Raw genomic sequence first — 16296 nt, 5'->3', positions numbered from 1 at the left:
TGATCAGCGTCGCCAGGCACAACGCGGCGTCACGCTTCACCGGCCCCCCGATGAACATCGTCTTGGGGGCGGCGGCGGGCGGGGCGACGAGATAGTGGCTCGGCGGCACCAGCTCGGGTCCAAGGTTCTGCGGTGCCGGCGGCGGCACGGCGGGGGCGGGTGCCGGCGCGGGTGGCAGCGGGTCCGCCGAGGCGGCGCCGCCCGTGGCAATCGCACAGCCGATCAGGCCGGCGATCAGGCCCCCCAGGACGACCCGGGGCGCGGGCACGATCTCTTTCATCTGCGTCGGTCCTTTCACAGGCTCGATACCAGAAGCCGTCGATAGAGGCCGACTGTAACTACAGGTCAAAGGCGGTGAACAGGCTCGACACACAGCTGGGATGAACCTCTGATCGGTGCGCAACGGAACCGAGACCAAGCTGTGGCCGGCGTTCTCGACGTGGCGGCCCTTATACCCTGTTCAGGTGACCGAAACCCCGACCAGCGCGCCAGCAAGCAACGCCGGCGCCGTTCAGACGGACTCCGACGCGCCGCCGCACCGCTACACCGCGGCGCTGGCGGGCCGCATCGAGAGCACGTGGCAGGACAACTGGGCCAAGCTTGGAACCTTCAACGTGCCCAACCCGGTCGGCTCCCTGGCCCCGAAGGACGGCACCCCCATTCCCGCCGACAAGTTGTTCGTGCAGGACATGTTCCCGTACCCCTCGGGCGAAGGCTTGCACGTCGGTCACCCGCTGGGCTACATCGCCACCGACGTCTACGCCCGCTACTTCCGGATGGCCGGCCGTAATGTGTTGCACGCGTTAGGTTTCGATGCTTTCGGTTTGCCGGCCGAGCAGTACGCGGTGCAGACCGGCACCCATCCGCGCACCAGGACCGAAGCCAACGTGGTCAACTTCCGCAGGCAGCTGGGCCGCCTGGGTCTGGGTCACGACACCCGGCGCAGCTTCTCCACCACCGACGTGGAGTTCTACAAGTGGACGCAGTGGATCTTCCTGCAGATCTACAACGCGTGGTTCGACCCCGCGGCAAACAAGGCACGACCGATCGCCGAGCTGATCGCCGAATTCGACTCGGGCGCAAGCACCCTCGACGACGGGCGGGACTGGGCCGCGCTGTCGGCGGGGGAGCGGTCCGACGTGATCGACGGGCACCGCCTGGTTTACCGCGCCGACTCGATGGTGAACTGGTGCCCCGGCCTGGGCACAGTGCTGGCCAACGAGGAGGTCACGTCCGACGGTCGCAGCGACCGGGGAAACTTCCCGGTGTTCCGGAAAAGGTTGCGGCAGTGGATGATGCGGATCACCGCCTACTCGGACCGGCTGCTCGACGACCTGGAGTTGCTCGACTGGCCCGAGCCGGTGAAAACCATGCAGCGCAACTGGATCGGCCGGTCCACCGGCGCGAAGGCGTTGTTCTCGGCCGCGACGGCCGGCGGCCGCGCGGTCGACATCGAGGTCTTCACCACCCGCCCCGACACGCTGTTCGGCGCGACCTATCTGGTCCTGGCGCCCGAACACGACCTGGTCGACGAATTGGTCGCGCCGGCGTGGCCGGACGCAACCGACCCGCGGTGGACCTACGGTGCGGCCACCCCCGGTGAAGCCGTCGCCGCCTACCGGCGCGCGATCGGGTCGAAGTCGGATTTGGAGCGTCAGGAGAGCAAGGAGAAGACCGGCGTCTTCCTGGGCAGCTACGCCACCAACCCCACCAACGGTAAGCCGGTGCCGATTTTCATCGCCGACTACGTGTTGGCGGGATATGGCACCGGCGCCATCATGGCCGTTCCCGGCCACGACCAGCGCGACTGGGATTTCGCGCGCGAGTTCGGGCTACCCATCGTGGAAGTCATTGCCGGGGGCGATGTTTCGCAGTCCGCCTATGCGGGTGACGGGGTGCTGGTCAACTCCGGCTTCCTGAACGGGATGGACGTCGCCGCGGCCAAGCAGGCCATCACCGACCGCTTGGCGGCCGAGGGGCGCGGCCAGGCCCGCGTCGAATTCAAGCTGCGGGACTGGCTTTTCGCCCGGCAGCGGTACTGGGGTGAGCCGTTCCCGATCGTCTACGACAGTGACGAACGCCCGCACGCCCTCGACGAGGCGGCGCTGCCGGTCGAATTGCCCGACGTCCCCGACTATTCGCCGGTGCTGTTCGACCCCGACGACGCCGACAGCGAGCCCTCGCCGCCGCTGGCCAAGGCGACCGACTGGGTGCACGTGGAGTTGGATTTGGGCGACGGCCTGAAGCCCTACACCCGCGACACCAACGTCATGCCGCAATGGGCCGGCAGCTCCTGGTACGAGCTGCGCTACACCGACCCGCACAATTCCGAGCGGTTCTGCGCCAAGGAGAACGAGGCGTACTGGATGGGCCCGCGGCCCGCCGAGCACGGCGACCGCGACCCCGGCGGGGTGGACCTCTACGTCGGTGGCGCCGAGCACGCGGTGCTGCACCTGCTTTACGCGCGGTTCTGGCACAAGGTCCTCTACGACTTGGGGCACGTCAGCTCCCGTGAACCGTACCGGCGGCTGGTCAACCAGGGTTACATCCAGGCCTTCGCCTACACCGACGCGCGGGGCTCCTACGTTCCCGCGGAGCGCGTCGTCGAACGCGACGGCACCTTCTTCTACCCGGGTCCCGACGGCGAGATCGAGGTTTTCCAGGAATTCGGCAAAATCGGTAAGAGCCTGAAGAATTCGATTTCACCGGACGAGATATGCGACGACTACGGCGCCGACACCCTGCGGGTCTACGAGATGTCGATGGGACCGCTGGAGTACTCGCGCCCGTGGGCCACCAAGGACGTCGTGGGCGCGCACCGGTTCCTGCAGCGGGTGTGGCGGCTGGTGATCGACGAACAGACCGGTGTCACGCGGGTCGTCGACGGGCAGGAGCTCGACGCCGGCACGCTGCGGGTGCTGCACCGCACCATCGCCGGTGTCACCGAAGACTATGCGGCGCTGCGCAACAACACCGCCGCGGCGAAGCTGATCGAGTACACCAACCACCTGACCAAGGAGCACCGGGACGCCGTGCCCCGCGCGGCGGCCGAGCCGTTGGTGCTGATGCTGGCGCCGCTGGCGCCGCACCTGGCCGAAGAGTTGTGGCAGCGGCTCGGGCATAGCAGCTCGCTGGCCCACGGGCCGTTCCCCAAGGCCGACCCCGCCCACCTGGTGGACGACACCGTCGAATATCCCGTCCAGGTCAACGGGAAGGTGCGGGGCCGGGTGGTGGTGGCCGCCGACGCGGACCAGGACACGCTCAAGGCGGCGGCGCTGGCCGACGAGAAGGTGCAGGCTTTCCTGGCGGGCGCGGATCCGCGCAAGGTGATCGTGGTCCCGGGCCGGCTGGTGAACCTGGTGGTCTAGCGCCCCGCGGGCCGCAGCACCACCTCGTGGACGTGGCCGTCGCGGGGAGTCGCCACCACGTTGGCGACGGCGGCCGCGACCGTCTCGGGCTTCAGGAACTTGGCGGGATCGTAGTGGCCGCCCTCGAACTCGACCAGCTCGCGTTGCATGTCGCTGTCGGTCCTGCCGGGATACACCGTGCTGACCCGCAGGTCGGGCTCGTCGCTGCGCAACGAATCGGCGAAGGCCCGGAGCGCGAACTTGCTGGCGGAGTAGGACGCCATCCCCGGCGAAACATTGCGTCCCGCACCGGAATTGATGAATATTACCTGCCCGCGGGCGCTGCGCAGCGCGGGCAGCAGCGCCAGCGTCAGGTGCACCGGTCCGAAGACATTGACCGCGAACGTGGCGCGCCATTCGTCGACGTGCGAGTCGGCGACGTGGCCGGGGATGGACAGGCCCGCGTTGTGCACCAAGACGTCGAGTTCGTCGACCACTTCACAAGCGGCCTCAATCTCGTCGGTGTCAGTCAGGTCCAACGGAAACGTGGTGGCGCCGAGTCGCTCGGCCACCGCGTCGAGCCGGTCGGAGGGCCGACCTGCCAGCAGCAGGGTGTGCGTGGGCGCCAGCGCCGCGGCGATGGCGGAACCGATGCCGCCGCCGGCGCCGGTGATGAGTGCGGTTGGCATGCCGCACAGTCTACGAGACGCCGCGAATCCGCTTGCTCAGCAGGTGTTTTCAGGCCTCTTTGCGGGCCGGTGACTCGCCTACGGGACCCGATGTGGGCTCGCCCGAGGCCAGCCGCTCCAACGGCGCCAGCGCCTTCATCAGGATGTCGAGGTCGGCCAGGGGAAGTTGGCCCAGCATGGCAGCCAGGGCGGCGCGCCGGTTGGCCAGCGACTCGCCGTGAACGGCGCGACCCCGTGGCGTGATGTCGACGAGCACCGCCCGCAGATCGGAGGGATCGCGGGAGCGCTTGACCAGGCCCACCTTCTCGAGCCGGCGGATCGCCACGGTGGTGGTGGGGGTGCGCACCCGTTCATGGGCGGCCAGGTCGGTCATCCGGATGGGACCCTGGTCGAGCAAAGTCACCAGAATCGACAACTGCGCGAGGGTCAGTTCGCCCGCGGCCGCGGTCGCGCTCGGGTCTCCGCGGCGCAGAATCGAAAACAATTTGGACAGCGCGCGGTGCAGCCCTTCGGCGAGCTCGGCCACGTCGGCCGGGCTGGGTTCGCTGTCCACCATAAACGGGCAGTCTAACGCGATATCAGGACCGTTCAAGCGCACTAATGCCCACTAGTTAGCCCGTTTAAAGCACTTGGGACAGAAAACGCTGCAAGCGTTCGGTCCGCGCGGCTTCGAAAAGCTGCTCGGGCGGCCCCGATTCCACGACCTTGCCGTGGTCCATGAAAACCACGGTGTCGGATGCCGAGCGAGCAAAGCCCATTTCGTGGGTGACCACGAGCATTGTCATGCCGTCTGAGCCGAGGTCGGCGATCAGTTGCAGAATTCCCTTGACCATTTCCGGATCCAGCGCCGAGGTGGCCTCGTCGAAGAACATCACCTGCGGGGCCATGGCCAGCGCGCGGGCGATGGCGACCCGTTGTTGTTGGCCGCCGGAGAGCATGCCGGGGCGCGCATCCGCCTTGTGCTTCAAGCCAACTCGGTCGAGCTGGGCCAGCGCGAGGTCGCGCGCCTCGTCGGCGGGCATCCGGTGCAGCTTGCGGGGGGCCATGGCGACGTTCTTCAGGACGCTCAGGTGCGGGAACAAGTTGAACTGCTGGAACACCATGCCGATGCGCTGCCGGAGTTCGTTGGGATCGTCATCCAACACCGAGCGGCCGTCCAGTTGGATGTCGCCGCCGTCGGGTTCGTACAGCCGGTTGAGCACCCGCAGCAGCGTCGACTTGCCCGAGCCGGACGGGCCGATGACCGCCACCGTGCTCGCGGCGGGCACCTCGATGTCGACCCCGCGCAGCACGGCGGCACCTCCCAGGGTCTTGCGAATTTCGCTGGCGCGCAACGACACCGACGGCCAATGGGCGGCGGCGGTCACGTCATTTCCTGGCTCAACGCCGGGGTGAGCACCGCGGCCCCTTTGTCGGGTTCCGCCTTCGGCCGTCCGCGGCGCAATCTCGCGTCGATGTAGTTGACCAGGTGCGTCAGCGGAATGGTCAGGATCAGGTAGAAGGCGCCCGCGGCCACCAGCGGCGACAGGTTGCCCGTCTGCGCGTTGAGGTCCCGACCCACCTGGAACAGCTCCCGTTGGTCGGCGATCAGCCCGAGGAAATACACCAACGCCGACGCCTTCAGCAGCCCGATGGCTTGGTTCACCAGGGCGGGCAGCACCCGGCGGATCCCCTGCGGCACCACCACCAGCCGCATCGCGGTGGCATAGCTGAAGCCGAGCGCGCGGGAGGCCTCCAGTTGCCCGGGGTCGACGCTTTGAATTCCCGCGCGCAGGATCTCGCCGATGTAGGCGGCTGCCATCAGCCCGAGCGCCGCGATGCCCAGCGGATAAGGGTTCTTGTGGGTCAGGCCGCCCACCAGGGGGCCGACGCCCATCCCGATCAGCAGGATGATGACCACTTCGGGAAGGCCGCGAAAGATGTCGGTGTAGATCCGGGCGGGCCAGCGCAACCACCGCGAGTGCGAGATCCCCGCCATGGCCAACACCATGCCGAGCGCCAGGCCGATGACGAGCGCGCTGTTGGTCAGGATCAGGGTGTTCGGAAGCCCCGTGGTGAGCAGTTGGGGGATGGCCTGCCGGTACATGTCCCAGTTGAAGAAGGAGTCGCGCAGCTGCGCCAGGGCCGACCTCGGTGCGGCCGGGCTCTGCGTTTGCCGGTGTTGGGCGGCGGCGATGGCGGCGAAGTCCGGCAGCTTGGGGACGGGAGCGGCCTTGGATCCGGGCTTCCAGCCGGGCGGCAGCGGCCGCGGCACCCACTGTGAATACAGGGTGGCCCAGGTGCCGTCGGCGATCACCGCATCCAGGCCGGAGTTGAGCGCGTCGACGAGCGGCTTGTTCTCGCGCCCGACCGCGTAGGCGACGAAGTTGCCGGGGCTGAACGTATTGGCGGCGATCACCGCCGGGTCACCCGGGTGGATCACCGTGGCAGCAAGCGTCCCGGGCGCCACCCACGCGTCGATCTGGCGCATCTTGAGGCTCGCGTACAGGGTCGCGAAGCCGGGGTACTTGACCGGCTGGAGGTGCAGGGTGTCGACGACGTAGGACTCCTCGACCGTGCCCTGGACCACCCCGATCCGTTGGCCACCCGCCAGATCGTTGAACGAGTGGATCGCCGAGCCGGGCGGCACCACCAGCGAGTAAAAGCCGAAGTCGTAGCCGTTGGTGAAGGCGACGGTGCGGCGGCGCGGCTGCGTGGCTTTGATGGCGGCCGAGCCGACGTCGAACTGCCGGGACGCGACCTGCGCGAGCAGCGCGGCGAAGTCCGTGCTGACGAAGCGGACCGGCAGGCCGAGCTTGCCGGCGATGGCGCGCAACACCAGGTTGTCGAAGCCGCTGAACTCTCCGGTGGGGCTGATGCAGACGTTGGGTGGCGCGTCCGAGAGCGTCCCGACCGTCAAGACGCCCGGGGTGCTCAGGCCCAGGGCGTCGGCGCTCACGGCATCGAGCGGTTCGACGGTGGGCGTTGTGTCCCGGTCGACCGGATCCGTTTTCGGCGCGGTCGTCAGGTCCTGCGGGAGGGCGCGCGCGCTGTCCGTCCCGGAGGGGGAGCACTGGTTCCAGTCGGCCGCCGCGGGTGCCGCGGAACCGACCAGGGCCATGGCGCAGACCAGCAGGATGGTCGCCGCCAACCCGCACAGTTCTGCGCCGCGCCCGGCGCACCGATCCACGCGCACACTCATTGCTGCCACCGTATCGAGCGCGCGGCGGCTTGGCCCGTCAAAAGCGGATCAGAGCAACAGCGACGCCTCGCCGCAGACCGCCTCGGTGACCTCCGGCACCGGGACGGGCGCGGCCACCACGGGAGCGAGGTCGTCGGGGGCGGTGAACACCCGGCGGCGGCACAGCTCAGCCAGCATGGTCTGGGCCATCAGATAGGACCGCCCTACGCACGCCGTTCGGGCCGCTTCGGGATCACGCCGCTGAATGGCGGCCGTCTCGTCCTCGTAGAACGGCAGCATCTCTTCGCGGCTGCTGTGGTAGGTCATCCAGAACACGCGGGGGATCAAGTTCTGCGACGCGCGGATCGTAGCGAGCAGCCGCGGCCCGGCGTACTCCTCGTTGAGGGTGCGCCGGTATTCGGCGGCGATGTCGGTGAACCCGCGGGAGTCTTTGGCGGCGCGCATGGAGCGCATCAGCGCGTCGAGTTGGCCCAGGATCCCGGGGGTCGGGTTGCTGGCGGCCCGGGCGGACGCGATCCCGTTGAGGAGGCCGTCGAGTTCGTGGTGTTCGAGAACGGTTGCCTCGTCGAAGCGTTCGACGAATGCCCCGCGGTGGTAGCGGGTGGACACGATGCCGTCGTGTTCGAGTTGGACCAGTGCCTCTTGAATGGGAACGCGGCTGACCCCCAAACCGAGCGCGATTTCATTGCGGTCGACCCGGTCCCCGGTGCGCAACTTACCCGTCAGCAAAAGGTGCAGGATATGGGCGACAACCAAATCCTTTTCCTTGACCCCGTATTTCTTCGGCATCTGTTTTAGGCGTCTCTTTCAAACCGATCCAGCGATCCAGCGCCAGAAGTTTCTCACGACTTGGCGCGCGGTTTGAGGTGTTTCGCCGAGGAAGGTGGGCGCGGACCGCGCGGCGTTACGCCTGGCGGGAATCGCGCCACTTACAGAGCGCCTCCGCGGAGCTCAAATCGTAGTTGGGGCCGTCGCAGCCCACGGTCAGCAGCGTGACGCCCAGGCCGACGAGCGCTTCGGCGTTGTCGATCAGCCCACCGTCGTTCTTCACCGCCGCCGAATGCTCGATGGCGGCGGGATCGCGGCCGACGTCGGCGCAGTGCCGGCCCAGCACGTCCGACTTGGCCGGGTATTCGTCGGCGGAGCTGAAGCTGTGCCAAATGTCGGCGTATTCGGCCACCAATCGCAGGGTCTTGCGCTCACCGCCGCCGCCGATCAGCACCGGGATGTCGCGGGTGGGGGCCGGGTTGAGCTTGCCCAGCCGCACCTTGATCCTCGGGAGTGCCTCGGCCAAATCGTCCAGGCGACCGCCGGCCGTGCCGAATTCGTAGCCGTATTCGTCGTAATCGCGCTGCTTCCAACCCGAACCGATTCCCAAAATGAGGCGGCCGTCCGAGATGTGGTCGACGGTGCGGGCCATGTCGGCCAGCAACTCGGGGTTTCGGTAGGAATTGCACGTCACCAAGGCGCCGATCTGGATGCGCGACGTTTGCTCCGCCCAAGCGGCCAGCATCGTCCAGCACTCGAAATGCGCGCCGTCGGGGTCGCCGTAGAGCGGGAAGAAATGGTCCCAGTTGAACGCGATGTCGACGCCGAGGTCTTCGCAGCGTCGCACCGCGTCGCGGACCTGCGCGTAATGAGGGGCGTGCTGCGGCTGAAGTTGGACACCGATGCGGATGGGCTGGTGGGAAGTCATACCGTCCACCGTAGGCTCATCGCGCGTCGAGCACCCCGCGCAGGATGTCGATCAGCGCGGCGGGCTGGTCGCTTTGTACGGAATGCCCGGAGTTGGCAACGACGTGGGCGACGCGGAAATGCCTTGCGCGCCGGGCGAGTTCGGCCGCGTCCTCATCGGTGACGAAACCCGACGAGCCGCCGCGTACGAGGGTGACCGGCGCGGCCAGCCGGTCCACGTCGTCCCACAGGCCGGCAAAGTCGGGGAAGGCGCGGATGGCGTCGTAACGCCATGTCCAATTGCCGTTGTCCAGCCGGCGCGAATTGTGGAACACGCCGCGACGCAAGGCCTTGACCTCCCGGTGCGGCGCGGCGGCGACGGTCAGGTCGACCATCGCCTGAAAACTGGGAAATTCCCGCTCCCCCTGCATCAGCGCCACGGTCCCCTGCTGTTCCTTGGTCAGCTCGGAATGCCGTTGCAGCGCCGAGGGGGTGACGTCGATCAGCAGCAGCTCGTTGACCAGATCGGGCGCCAGGGCGGCCAGCCGGATCGCCGTCAACCCGCCCAACGACATCCCGACCAGCAGCTCGGCCCGCGGCGCGTGCTCCCGCAGCACGGGCAGCACCGCGTCGGCGTTGAGCTGGGGCGAGTAGTCGCCATCCGCGCGCCAGGCGGAGTGGCCGTGGCCGGGCAGGTCGACCGCCAGCGCGGGTTCGCCCACGCCGACGATGACGGTGTCCCAGGTGTGCGCGTTCTGGCCCCCGCCGTGCAGGAAGACGATCCGTGGGCTCTGCTGTGCGGCCTGGCCGCTCCAGCGCAGAGCGCTGATCCGGCTCTCACCCGCGCCGGACTCGATCCGCTCGACCGCAGGCAGCGGCCCGGCCACGCCCGCCTGCTCGGCGTTCTCGGTCAGCAACGAGAATTCGGTGAGGCCGGCCAGGTCGTCGTCGGAGATCTCGGTCATGACCTAAAGACACTAGTGCGGACGCATCACAGAACGTATCGGCGGCGAATGGCACAGAAGCGCTCCCGCAGGGCCGCCGCGCGTTCGGCCTCGTTGACCATCGCGGTGTCCGCGGGCAAGGCGTCGAGCAACGCGTCGTAGCCGACGACACGGGTGTCGAGCGCGACCGGTGCTCCGTCGAGCATGTGCCGGTAGGTGAGGTTGCCGCACTCGAAGCCCTGCGTGTCCACCCAGTTGTGCACGCCGGGGTCGCGGTGGGCCATGACCAGCCGGATGCGACCGTCACGGTCGACGGCTGTGCGGCTCGGGGTGTAGCTCACCGGCCGGTACAGGTAGTCCATGCTGTTGAAGAAGACGCCCATGTTGGTGAACATCCACAGCCCGTCGTGGGCGTCGAACTCGACGATCAGCGCCTCGTCGGGGCGCAGCCGCCAGTACATGTTGGTTGCCGCCCGGCCCCGCTTGGCGTCGGCGTCGGTGTCGCCGACGCGCCCGAAGGTGTTGGGACGTTCGGCGTCCACCCCGCCGTAGCTGAAGGGGAATTCGGGCCAGTCGCCCATCAGGCCGGTCACGAAGTCGCCGGCCCAGGTCATGGCCTGCAGCATGTCGGCGGTGGTGGGCAGCGGCTTGGGCGAGTTGACGTCGACGCGCTCGATCAGCAGCTGGGCGGGCAGCTCATCCCAGCGGTCAAACCCCTGGCGAACGAACAACTTTCGCGAGCCCGCGGTGGTCGGCAGCCAATTGGGCCCGCGCTCGGGGCCGCCGATGTAGACCGCGAAGCGCCCGTCGTTGTCGACCTGGAGTTGGTGGCCCAACAGATTGGCCTCCGGGGTGTCACCAAAGGGCTCGTGTAGCACGCCCGGTCCCGGGCTGCGCGGGCCCTGAACGGTGACGTTGAAGAACCTCGCGGTCCCGCGGGTGCCGGAGAGCCGATAGGTCGACTCGCCGTCGATCCACGCCTGCTGGTAGGTGAAATCGGCACAGTCGCCGCCCAGCTTGCGGGTGGGGCCGCAGAAGGTGTGCAGCGCCGGGAAGCGGGTGTCGCGGGTCTCCAGCGCCAAATCGAAGGCCTGACCGAGGTTCTGGGTCAGGAACCGGTAGGCGTCGACGCGGTGCGCCGCGGCGGCGGGGTTGGCCTCCTTGAAGACCTGTTCGCCGGCCTGCTGTAGCCGGTCGCAAAATCCGGCCCACGCTGCGTGCAGGGCCGCGTCGTCGGGACCGTCACCAAAAGCCATCGCTCAAGCCCCCAGCTCGTCGAGCAGCGCGCCGACCACAGCGCAGGCGCGGCCGGCGGCGGCCAGGCGGCCTTCGCGGTCGATGCGGGGGCCGATGAGTTCGAGGTCGAAGCCGTGCGCGTAACCGGCGTCGAGCGCGGAAGCAATGAGCGCCGGGATCGGTATTGTGCCGTCGCCGGGCACCGCGCGGCCGGGCAGCGCCCGGTCACCCAGCACGTAGTCGCTCAGCTGGATGAGTGCGGTGCGGGGCAGCGCGCGTCGCAGCGATTCCTCGAAATCGCCTTCGGCCCAACAGTGGAACACGTCGATGCAGACGTCGAGGCCGGCGTGCTCGGCGAGGGTGACGGTATCGCGCAGCGTGTGGGCGATGTGTATGTCGGCGTACAGGCTGGACGCGTTTTCGACCGCCAACGTCACGCCCGCGGCCCGGGCGTGCGTCACGCACGGGGCGACCATGGCGCAGAACCGGTCCGCGGCTCGTGGCCAGCTGAGCTCGCCCCGGCCCCCGGTGAGCAGGTACACCATGCGGGCGCCCGCCGCGCGGGCCGCATCGATGACGGTGGTCAACGCCGCGCGGGCGGCGTCCTCGTCGCCCGCCAGGCTGCCGCCGGCGAAGAGGTGGTAGACCGCCTCCACCGCGTACTCGTTGTCGCGCAACGCCTTAGCGAAAGCGGGATCGCACAGCTGGCTGTCCAGGACGCTGAGCCGGGAGACACCGAGCGCGCCCCAATGCGAGCACAGGTCCGCCAGCGGCGCGCCCAGGAAAGTGACATTGTGGACCGACAGGCGCCGGTGGGCCGCCACGTCAGCGCCGGTTCTCGATCGCGACGCCGAAGCGTTCGCGAAACGGCCGGAACTCGTCGTGCAAATCATCGAGGTTCTCACCGATATCGATCAGCAGTTGGGTGGAGTAGGCGAACTTCCCGTAGCGATCGCCCTTGTTGTCGGCGAGGTAGCTCCGCATCGCCGCCTCGGCCGCCGGTGACAGCTCCCGGCCGCGGAATTCGTAGTAGCGCCGCACAGTGCCGACCTGGTCGGCAACGAAGTCGGTGTAGCGCACGTGCAGGATCCGCGGGTCGTCGACCATCGGGTTGCTCATCGTGTTGGCCACACCGGCGCGGGTCAACTCCAGGTGCATCTTCGCGGTGGCGTGCAGATCCACGGGACCCACCATGCCCTCGGCGATGTCGGCCATCATCATGGTCCGCGATGCGGCCACCTGCACCGGGTCGCGGTGCAGCCACACCAGCGTGGCGTCCGGATAGGCGTCGAACATTTCCTTGAGCCGGAACCCATGAAACCCCTTGAGCATCCACTGTTTTCGCGGCCGGCCGTACTGCAGTTGTTGAAGCATCGCTTTGTGCAGCCGATACTGTGCCGGGGCATCGGTGGCCAGTCCGCCGACCAGCGACTGCATCGGCACCCGCCACCACGCGGTGGGCGTCATCACCCGAAAGTCGAACGCCCACGTGCGTTCGTCCTCGGGCAGCCCGTCGCCCAGCATGTCGTTGTAGGGGTGGCTGCGCAGCCATTTGGGCATCTTGGCGTTGATTTCGCGCCAGTCGGCGTCGGCGCGGGCGCGGCGATCGTCGTCGGGGGCCGCCAGGCCGGGCGGCGGCGACGGGTACATGACCTCCCAGAAGCGCAGCGCCCGCGCGTTCGGATCGACCGACATCAGCGCGTGCATGAGCGTTGTGCCCGAACGGGGTTCACCGGTGACGAACATCGGAGCCTCGATCACCTCGGCGGCGATCGGGTACCGGTTGCGGTCCTCGATGAATTCCAACCGCGACGTCAGCAACCACCGGCACACCTGGGCGGCCGCGAGCAGGCCCTCGTCGTCCATGCCGAGGCCGTTGAGGTGGTCGACCGCGACCGCGAAGCGCTCCGGCAGGGTCGGATCGCCGTAGTCGCGCAGCCCCGTCTCGGCCTGCGCCGCCGCCAGCAATTGCGCGGCGTCCAGGGGCGCCGTCACGCCGGCCCTCCACACAACCGCACCAGCTCGTCCTCGGCGGCGCGGACATTGGCCGCCGACGTCTCGGCGTGGGCCAGCCCGGCCATGGCGCCGTAGTCGAGAATCTTCGGTACGCGCAGGCCCGCGTCCACGTAGGTCTTGACGATCTTGGCCACCTCTTGCGGTGTTCCATGGGGCACGACGGCCAACACCATCTCGGGGTCGACCTCCTCGACGAAGCGCAGAATGCGTTCCCGGGTCAGCAGCGCGGGGTCGATGTCGTGGAAACCGCCCCAGTCCTCGCCCATGGGGTGGGTAAACCCGAAGGTGCGCAACGTCTTTGCCGACACCTGCAACAGGAATGCCTGCACCAGCGGGGCTCGCAGGATTTCGGCGAGGGCGCCGTCGTCCGCCCCGAGCAGGCAGACCTGAATGAAGCACGGCGTGATCGCCTGGGGGTCGCGGCCGGCCCGCTCAGCCGAGGCCCGCACCGCGCCGAGCATGTCGGCGTAGTGGTCGGGCGTCCACGCCCCGGCGGGCCACCACCCGTCGGCGTAGCGGCCGGCGATGTCGAGCATCCGGGGGCCGCTGGCGCCGATCCAGATCGGCGGTGGGCTGCCCGCGTACGGCTCGGTGTCCAGGCGGGCGTGCCGCAGCGTGTAGAACCGCCCGTCGAAGTCCACCGGCCCGTCGCTGTCCCACAGCAGCCGGATCACCGCCAGCGCCTCCTCGAAGCGGCTGACCGGCCGCGCGAAGTCGAAGCCGTAGGGCACGATGTTCTCGCTCTCGCCGCTACCCAAGCCGAGGATGAACCGCCCGTTCGCAAGGTGGTCGATGGTCAGCGCCGTCTGCGCCAACAGTGCGGGATGGCGGCGCACGGTGTCGACGACGGCGCTGACGAGCGGAACCCGTTCGGTGAGCACGGCGGCCGCGGCCGCGACGGCCAGCCCGTCGAGATGGCGGTGCGGCGACGGCGAGGCCGTAGCCAGATCGGTGAATTCCGGCGTCCACAGCGCGTCGGGCCAGAAGCTGACCATGTGGTCGGGCAGCCAGATCGAGTGGTAGCGCCCGCTGTCCAGCTCGGCCAGCCCGGACAGGTCGAGGGGCAGCGTGGTGCGCAGGAACGCGGCGGGGTGCACGGGCATCGAGACATGATGCTAAGCACTCGCACAGCATCGTGTCGACGATTGGTCCAGAAACGGCCGCGAGCGTAACGCCACGGCGATCCCGACCGGAAATCGCCCCCGCGTTACGCTCGCGGTCGCGAAGGGGCGATCAGCCCTCGATGATGAATTCCTCGAGCTGGGCCCGGGCGATGTCGTCGGGCAGCTGCTGCGGCGGGCTCTTCATGAGGTACGCCGACGCCGGGATCACCGGGCCGCCGATGCCGCGGTCCTTGGCGATCTTGGCCGCCCGCACCGCGTCGATGATGACGCCGGCGGAGTTCGGCGAGTCCCACACCTCGAGCTTGTACTCCAGGTTCAGCGGCACATCACCGAACGCGCGGCCCTCGAGCCGCACGTAGGCCCACTTGCGGTCGTCGAGCCAGCCGACGTGGTCGGACGGGCCGATGTGGACGTCCTTGGTCTTGAACTCGCGCTGCAGGTTCGAGGTGACGGCCTGCGTCTTGGAGATCTTCTTGGACTCCAGGCGCTCCCGCTCGAGCATGTTGAGGAAGTCCATGTTGCCGCCGACGTTGAGCTGCATGGTGCGGTCGAGCTGCACGCCGCGGTCTTCGAACAGCTTGGCCATCACGCGGTGCGTGATGGTCGCGCCGACCTGGCTCTTGATGTCGTCGCCGACGATCGGCACACCGGCGTCGGCGAACTTCTTCGCCCACACCGGGTCGCTGGCGATGAACACCGGCAGCGCGTTGACGAACGCCACGCCGGCGTCGATCGCGCACTGGGCGTAGAACTTGTCGGCCTCCTCCGAGCCCACCGGCAGGTAGGACACCAGCACGTCGACCTCGGCGTCCTTGAGCGCCTTCACCACGTCGACCGCCTCGGCGTCGGAGACCTCGATGGTGTCGGCGTAGTACTTGCCGATGCCGTCGAGGGTCGGGCCGCGCTGCACCGTCACGTTGGTGGGCGGCACGTCGGCGATCTTGATGGTGTTGTTCTCCGAGGCGAAGATCGCCTCGGACAGGTCAAAGCCGACCTTCTTGGCGTCCACGTCGAACGCGGCCACGAACTTCACGTCGCGGACGTGGTAGCGGCCGAACTTGACGTGCATCAGTCCGGGCACGGTGCTGTTCTCGTCAGCGTCGTGGTAGTACTGAACGCCCTGAACCAGCGAAGACGCGCAGTTGCCGACGCCGACGATGGCGACCCGTACCTCCGTCTGCGCCTCCGGCGCCCCCAACGGCTTGTGCTCACTCATAGGGCGTTCTCCTAACTCCATAACCTGCTGTGTCTCGGGTGATTCGGACTTCTGTGGGAATTACGTTTGCTCGGAGAGGCCGGGCATCGCCCGCTCCGCAGCGATCAGCTCGTTGAGCCACTTGACTTCGCGCTCACTGGACTCGAGCCCCAGTTGATGCAGCTGACGGGTGTAGCGGTCGAACGAGCTACTGGCCCGCGCCACTGCTTCACGCAAGCCCTCCCGTCGTTCCTCGACCTGACGGCGGCGTCCCTCCAAGATGCGCATCCGCGCCTCGGCCGGAGTCCGGTTGAAGAACGCCAAGTGCACGCCGAAGCCGTCGTCGGTGTAGTTGTGCGGCCCGGTGTCGGCCACCAGCTCACCGAAGCGCCGACGACCCTCGTCGGTCAGCTGGTAGACGCGCCGGGCCCGCCGGACCGGGGTGCCGGCCGGAGCGGCGTCCTCGGCGATCAACCCTTCGCCCTGCATCCGTCGAAGGGCCGGGTAGAGCGAACCGTACGAAAACGCCCGGAACGCGCCGAGTAGACCGGTCAGGCGCTTGCGCAACTCGTAGCCGTGCATCGGTGACTCGATCAGGAGTCCAAGAATGGCGAGCTCCAGCAATCGACTCACCTCCCCGGGGACTGATTTGCACGGACTGTTACGACGGTTCGACGCCTCGCGGAATCGTATCGTCTCGATATATTCGCCACAACACCACCTACTGTTCGTTCGTTATTCGTCATGGCGCGCGGGAACCACGTCCCGCTGCGTGAACAATGCGCTAGGACGGCAGATTGAGCTGCTTGATGGTGCCGTCACCTGCGAAGACGATGTAGCCGCCACCGTAGTCGCTGGAGACATACAGCGACAGCGACAGCGCGCCCGGG

Annotated in this window: 14 protein-coding genes and 3 pseudogenes; 1 reads left to right on the top strand and 16 read right to left on the bottom strand. The window is 68.2% G+C overall.

What is annotated here, in order from left to right; translation table 11 throughout:
- Together A5714_RS26940 and A5714_RS27555 are read right to left on the bottom strand one after the other, a co-directional pair.
- Window positions 1–76, bottom strand: a pseudogene (locus A5714_RS26940) (hypothetical protein); the annotation flags it as partial.
- Window positions 65–280 (bottom strand): annotated as a pseudogene (locus tag A5714_RS27555) (hypothetical protein); the annotation flags it as partial. The pseudogenes A5714_RS26940 and A5714_RS27555, both read right to left, overlap by 12 nt.
- 184 nt (window positions 281–464) lie before the next feature.
- Between A5714_RS27555 and leuS the strand changes: the two are divergent.
- The gene (gene leuS, locus A5714_RS04570; RefSeq protein WP_068283190.1) at window positions 465–3368 is read left to right on the top strand and encodes a leucine--tRNA ligase; all 2904 of its coding nucleotides are present in this window, start codon (window positions 465–467) and stop codon (window positions 3366–3368) included.
- Here the strand turns inward: leuS and A5714_RS04565 are convergent.
- The 14 genes and pseudogenes from A5714_RS04565 to A5714_RS26935 all read right to left on the bottom strand — a co-directional run.
- Entirely contained in the window at window positions 3365–4036 is a 672-nt protein-coding gene (locus A5714_RS04565) for an SDR family oxidoreductase (RefSeq protein WP_068283187.1), read from the bottom strand. The genes leuS and A5714_RS04565 overlap by 4 nt on opposite strands.
- Window positions 4037–4085: 49 nt before the next feature.
- Window positions 4086–4592: a MarR family winged helix-turn-helix transcriptional regulator gene (locus A5714_RS04560; protein WP_068283184.1), complete on the bottom strand. Its 507-nt coding sequence runs from the start codon at window positions 4590–4592 to the stop codon at window positions 4086–4088.
- A gap of 64 nt (window positions 4593–4656) precedes the next feature.
- Window positions 4657–5403, bottom strand: coding sequence for an amino acid ABC transporter ATP-binding protein (locus A5714_RS04555; RefSeq protein WP_068283180.1), 747 nt, complete (start codon window positions 5401–5403; stop codon window positions 4657–4659).
- Window positions 5400–7217, bottom strand: coding sequence for an ABC transporter substrate-binding protein/permease (locus A5714_RS04550; RefSeq protein ID WP_068283177.1), 1818 nt, complete (start codon window positions 7215–7217; stop codon window positions 5400–5402). Before A5714_RS04550 ends, A5714_RS04555 begins: the two co-directional genes overlap by 4 nt.
- A gap of 48 nt (window positions 7218–7265) precedes the next feature.
- A complete protein-coding gene (locus A5714_RS04545; protein ID WP_068283175.1) occupies window positions 7266–8006 on the bottom strand; it encodes a GntR family transcriptional regulator in 741 nt (246 codons plus the stop codon).
- A gap of 115 nt (window positions 8007–8121) precedes the next feature.
- Entirely contained in the window at window positions 8122–8913 is a 792-nt protein-coding gene (locus tag A5714_RS04540) for an LLM class F420-dependent oxidoreductase (protein ID WP_068283172.1), read from the bottom strand.
- Window positions 8914–8929: 16 nt separating this feature from the next.
- Window positions 8930–9856: an alpha/beta fold hydrolase gene (locus A5714_RS04535; RefSeq protein WP_068283168.1), complete on the bottom strand. Its 927-nt coding sequence runs from the start codon at window positions 9854–9856 to the stop codon at window positions 8930–8932.
- Between the two features lie 26 nt (window positions 9857–9882).
- A complete protein-coding gene (locus A5714_RS04530; RefSeq protein WP_068283166.1) occupies window positions 9883–11091 on the bottom strand; it encodes a DUF1214 domain-containing protein in 1209 nt (402 codons plus the stop codon).
- Between the two features lie 3 nt (window positions 11092–11094).
- A complete protein-coding gene (locus A5714_RS04525) occupies window positions 11095–11895 on the bottom strand; it encodes a sugar phosphate isomerase/epimerase (protein ID WP_068283163.1) in 801 nt (266 codons plus the stop codon).
- A 1-nt stretch (window position 11896) separates the two neighbouring features.
- Complete coding sequence (locus A5714_RS04520; RefSeq protein ID WP_068070834.1) at window positions 11897–13066, bottom strand: sulfotransferase; 1170 nt, start codon at window positions 13064–13066, stop codon at window positions 11897–11899.
- Window positions 13063–14190 (bottom strand): LLM class flavin-dependent oxidoreductase, encoded by a 1128-nt coding sequence (locus tag A5714_RS04515; protein WP_068283160.1) that lies wholly within the window; start codon window positions 14188–14190, stop codon window positions 13063–13065. Before A5714_RS04515 ends, A5714_RS04520 begins: the two co-directional genes overlap by 4 nt.
- 130 nt (window positions 14191–14320) lie before the next feature.
- The gene (locus tag A5714_RS04510) at window positions 14321–15427 is read right to left on the bottom strand and encodes an inositol-3-phosphate synthase (RefSeq protein WP_068070746.1); all 1107 of its coding nucleotides are present in this window, start codon (window positions 15425–15427) and stop codon (window positions 14321–14323) included.
- Between the two features lie 60 nt (window positions 15428–15487).
- A complete protein-coding gene (locus A5714_RS04505; RefSeq protein WP_008262664.1) occupies window positions 15488–16030 on the bottom strand; it encodes a PadR family transcriptional regulator in 543 nt (180 codons plus the stop codon).
- A 160-nt stretch (window positions 16031–16190) separates the two neighbouring features.
- Window positions 16191–16296 (bottom strand): annotated as a pseudogene (locus A5714_RS26935) (hypothetical protein); the annotation flags it as partial.

Origin of the sequence: Mycobacterium sp. E2462, assembly GCF_001672685.1 — a bacterium.
In the GTDB taxonomy this organism is placed as follows: domain Bacteria; phylum Actinomycetota; class Actinomycetes; order Mycobacteriales; family Mycobacteriaceae; genus Mycobacterium.
The sequence above is the reverse complement of the archived record's forward strand: the minus strand, read 5'-3'. Positions and strand labels throughout refer to the sequence as shown.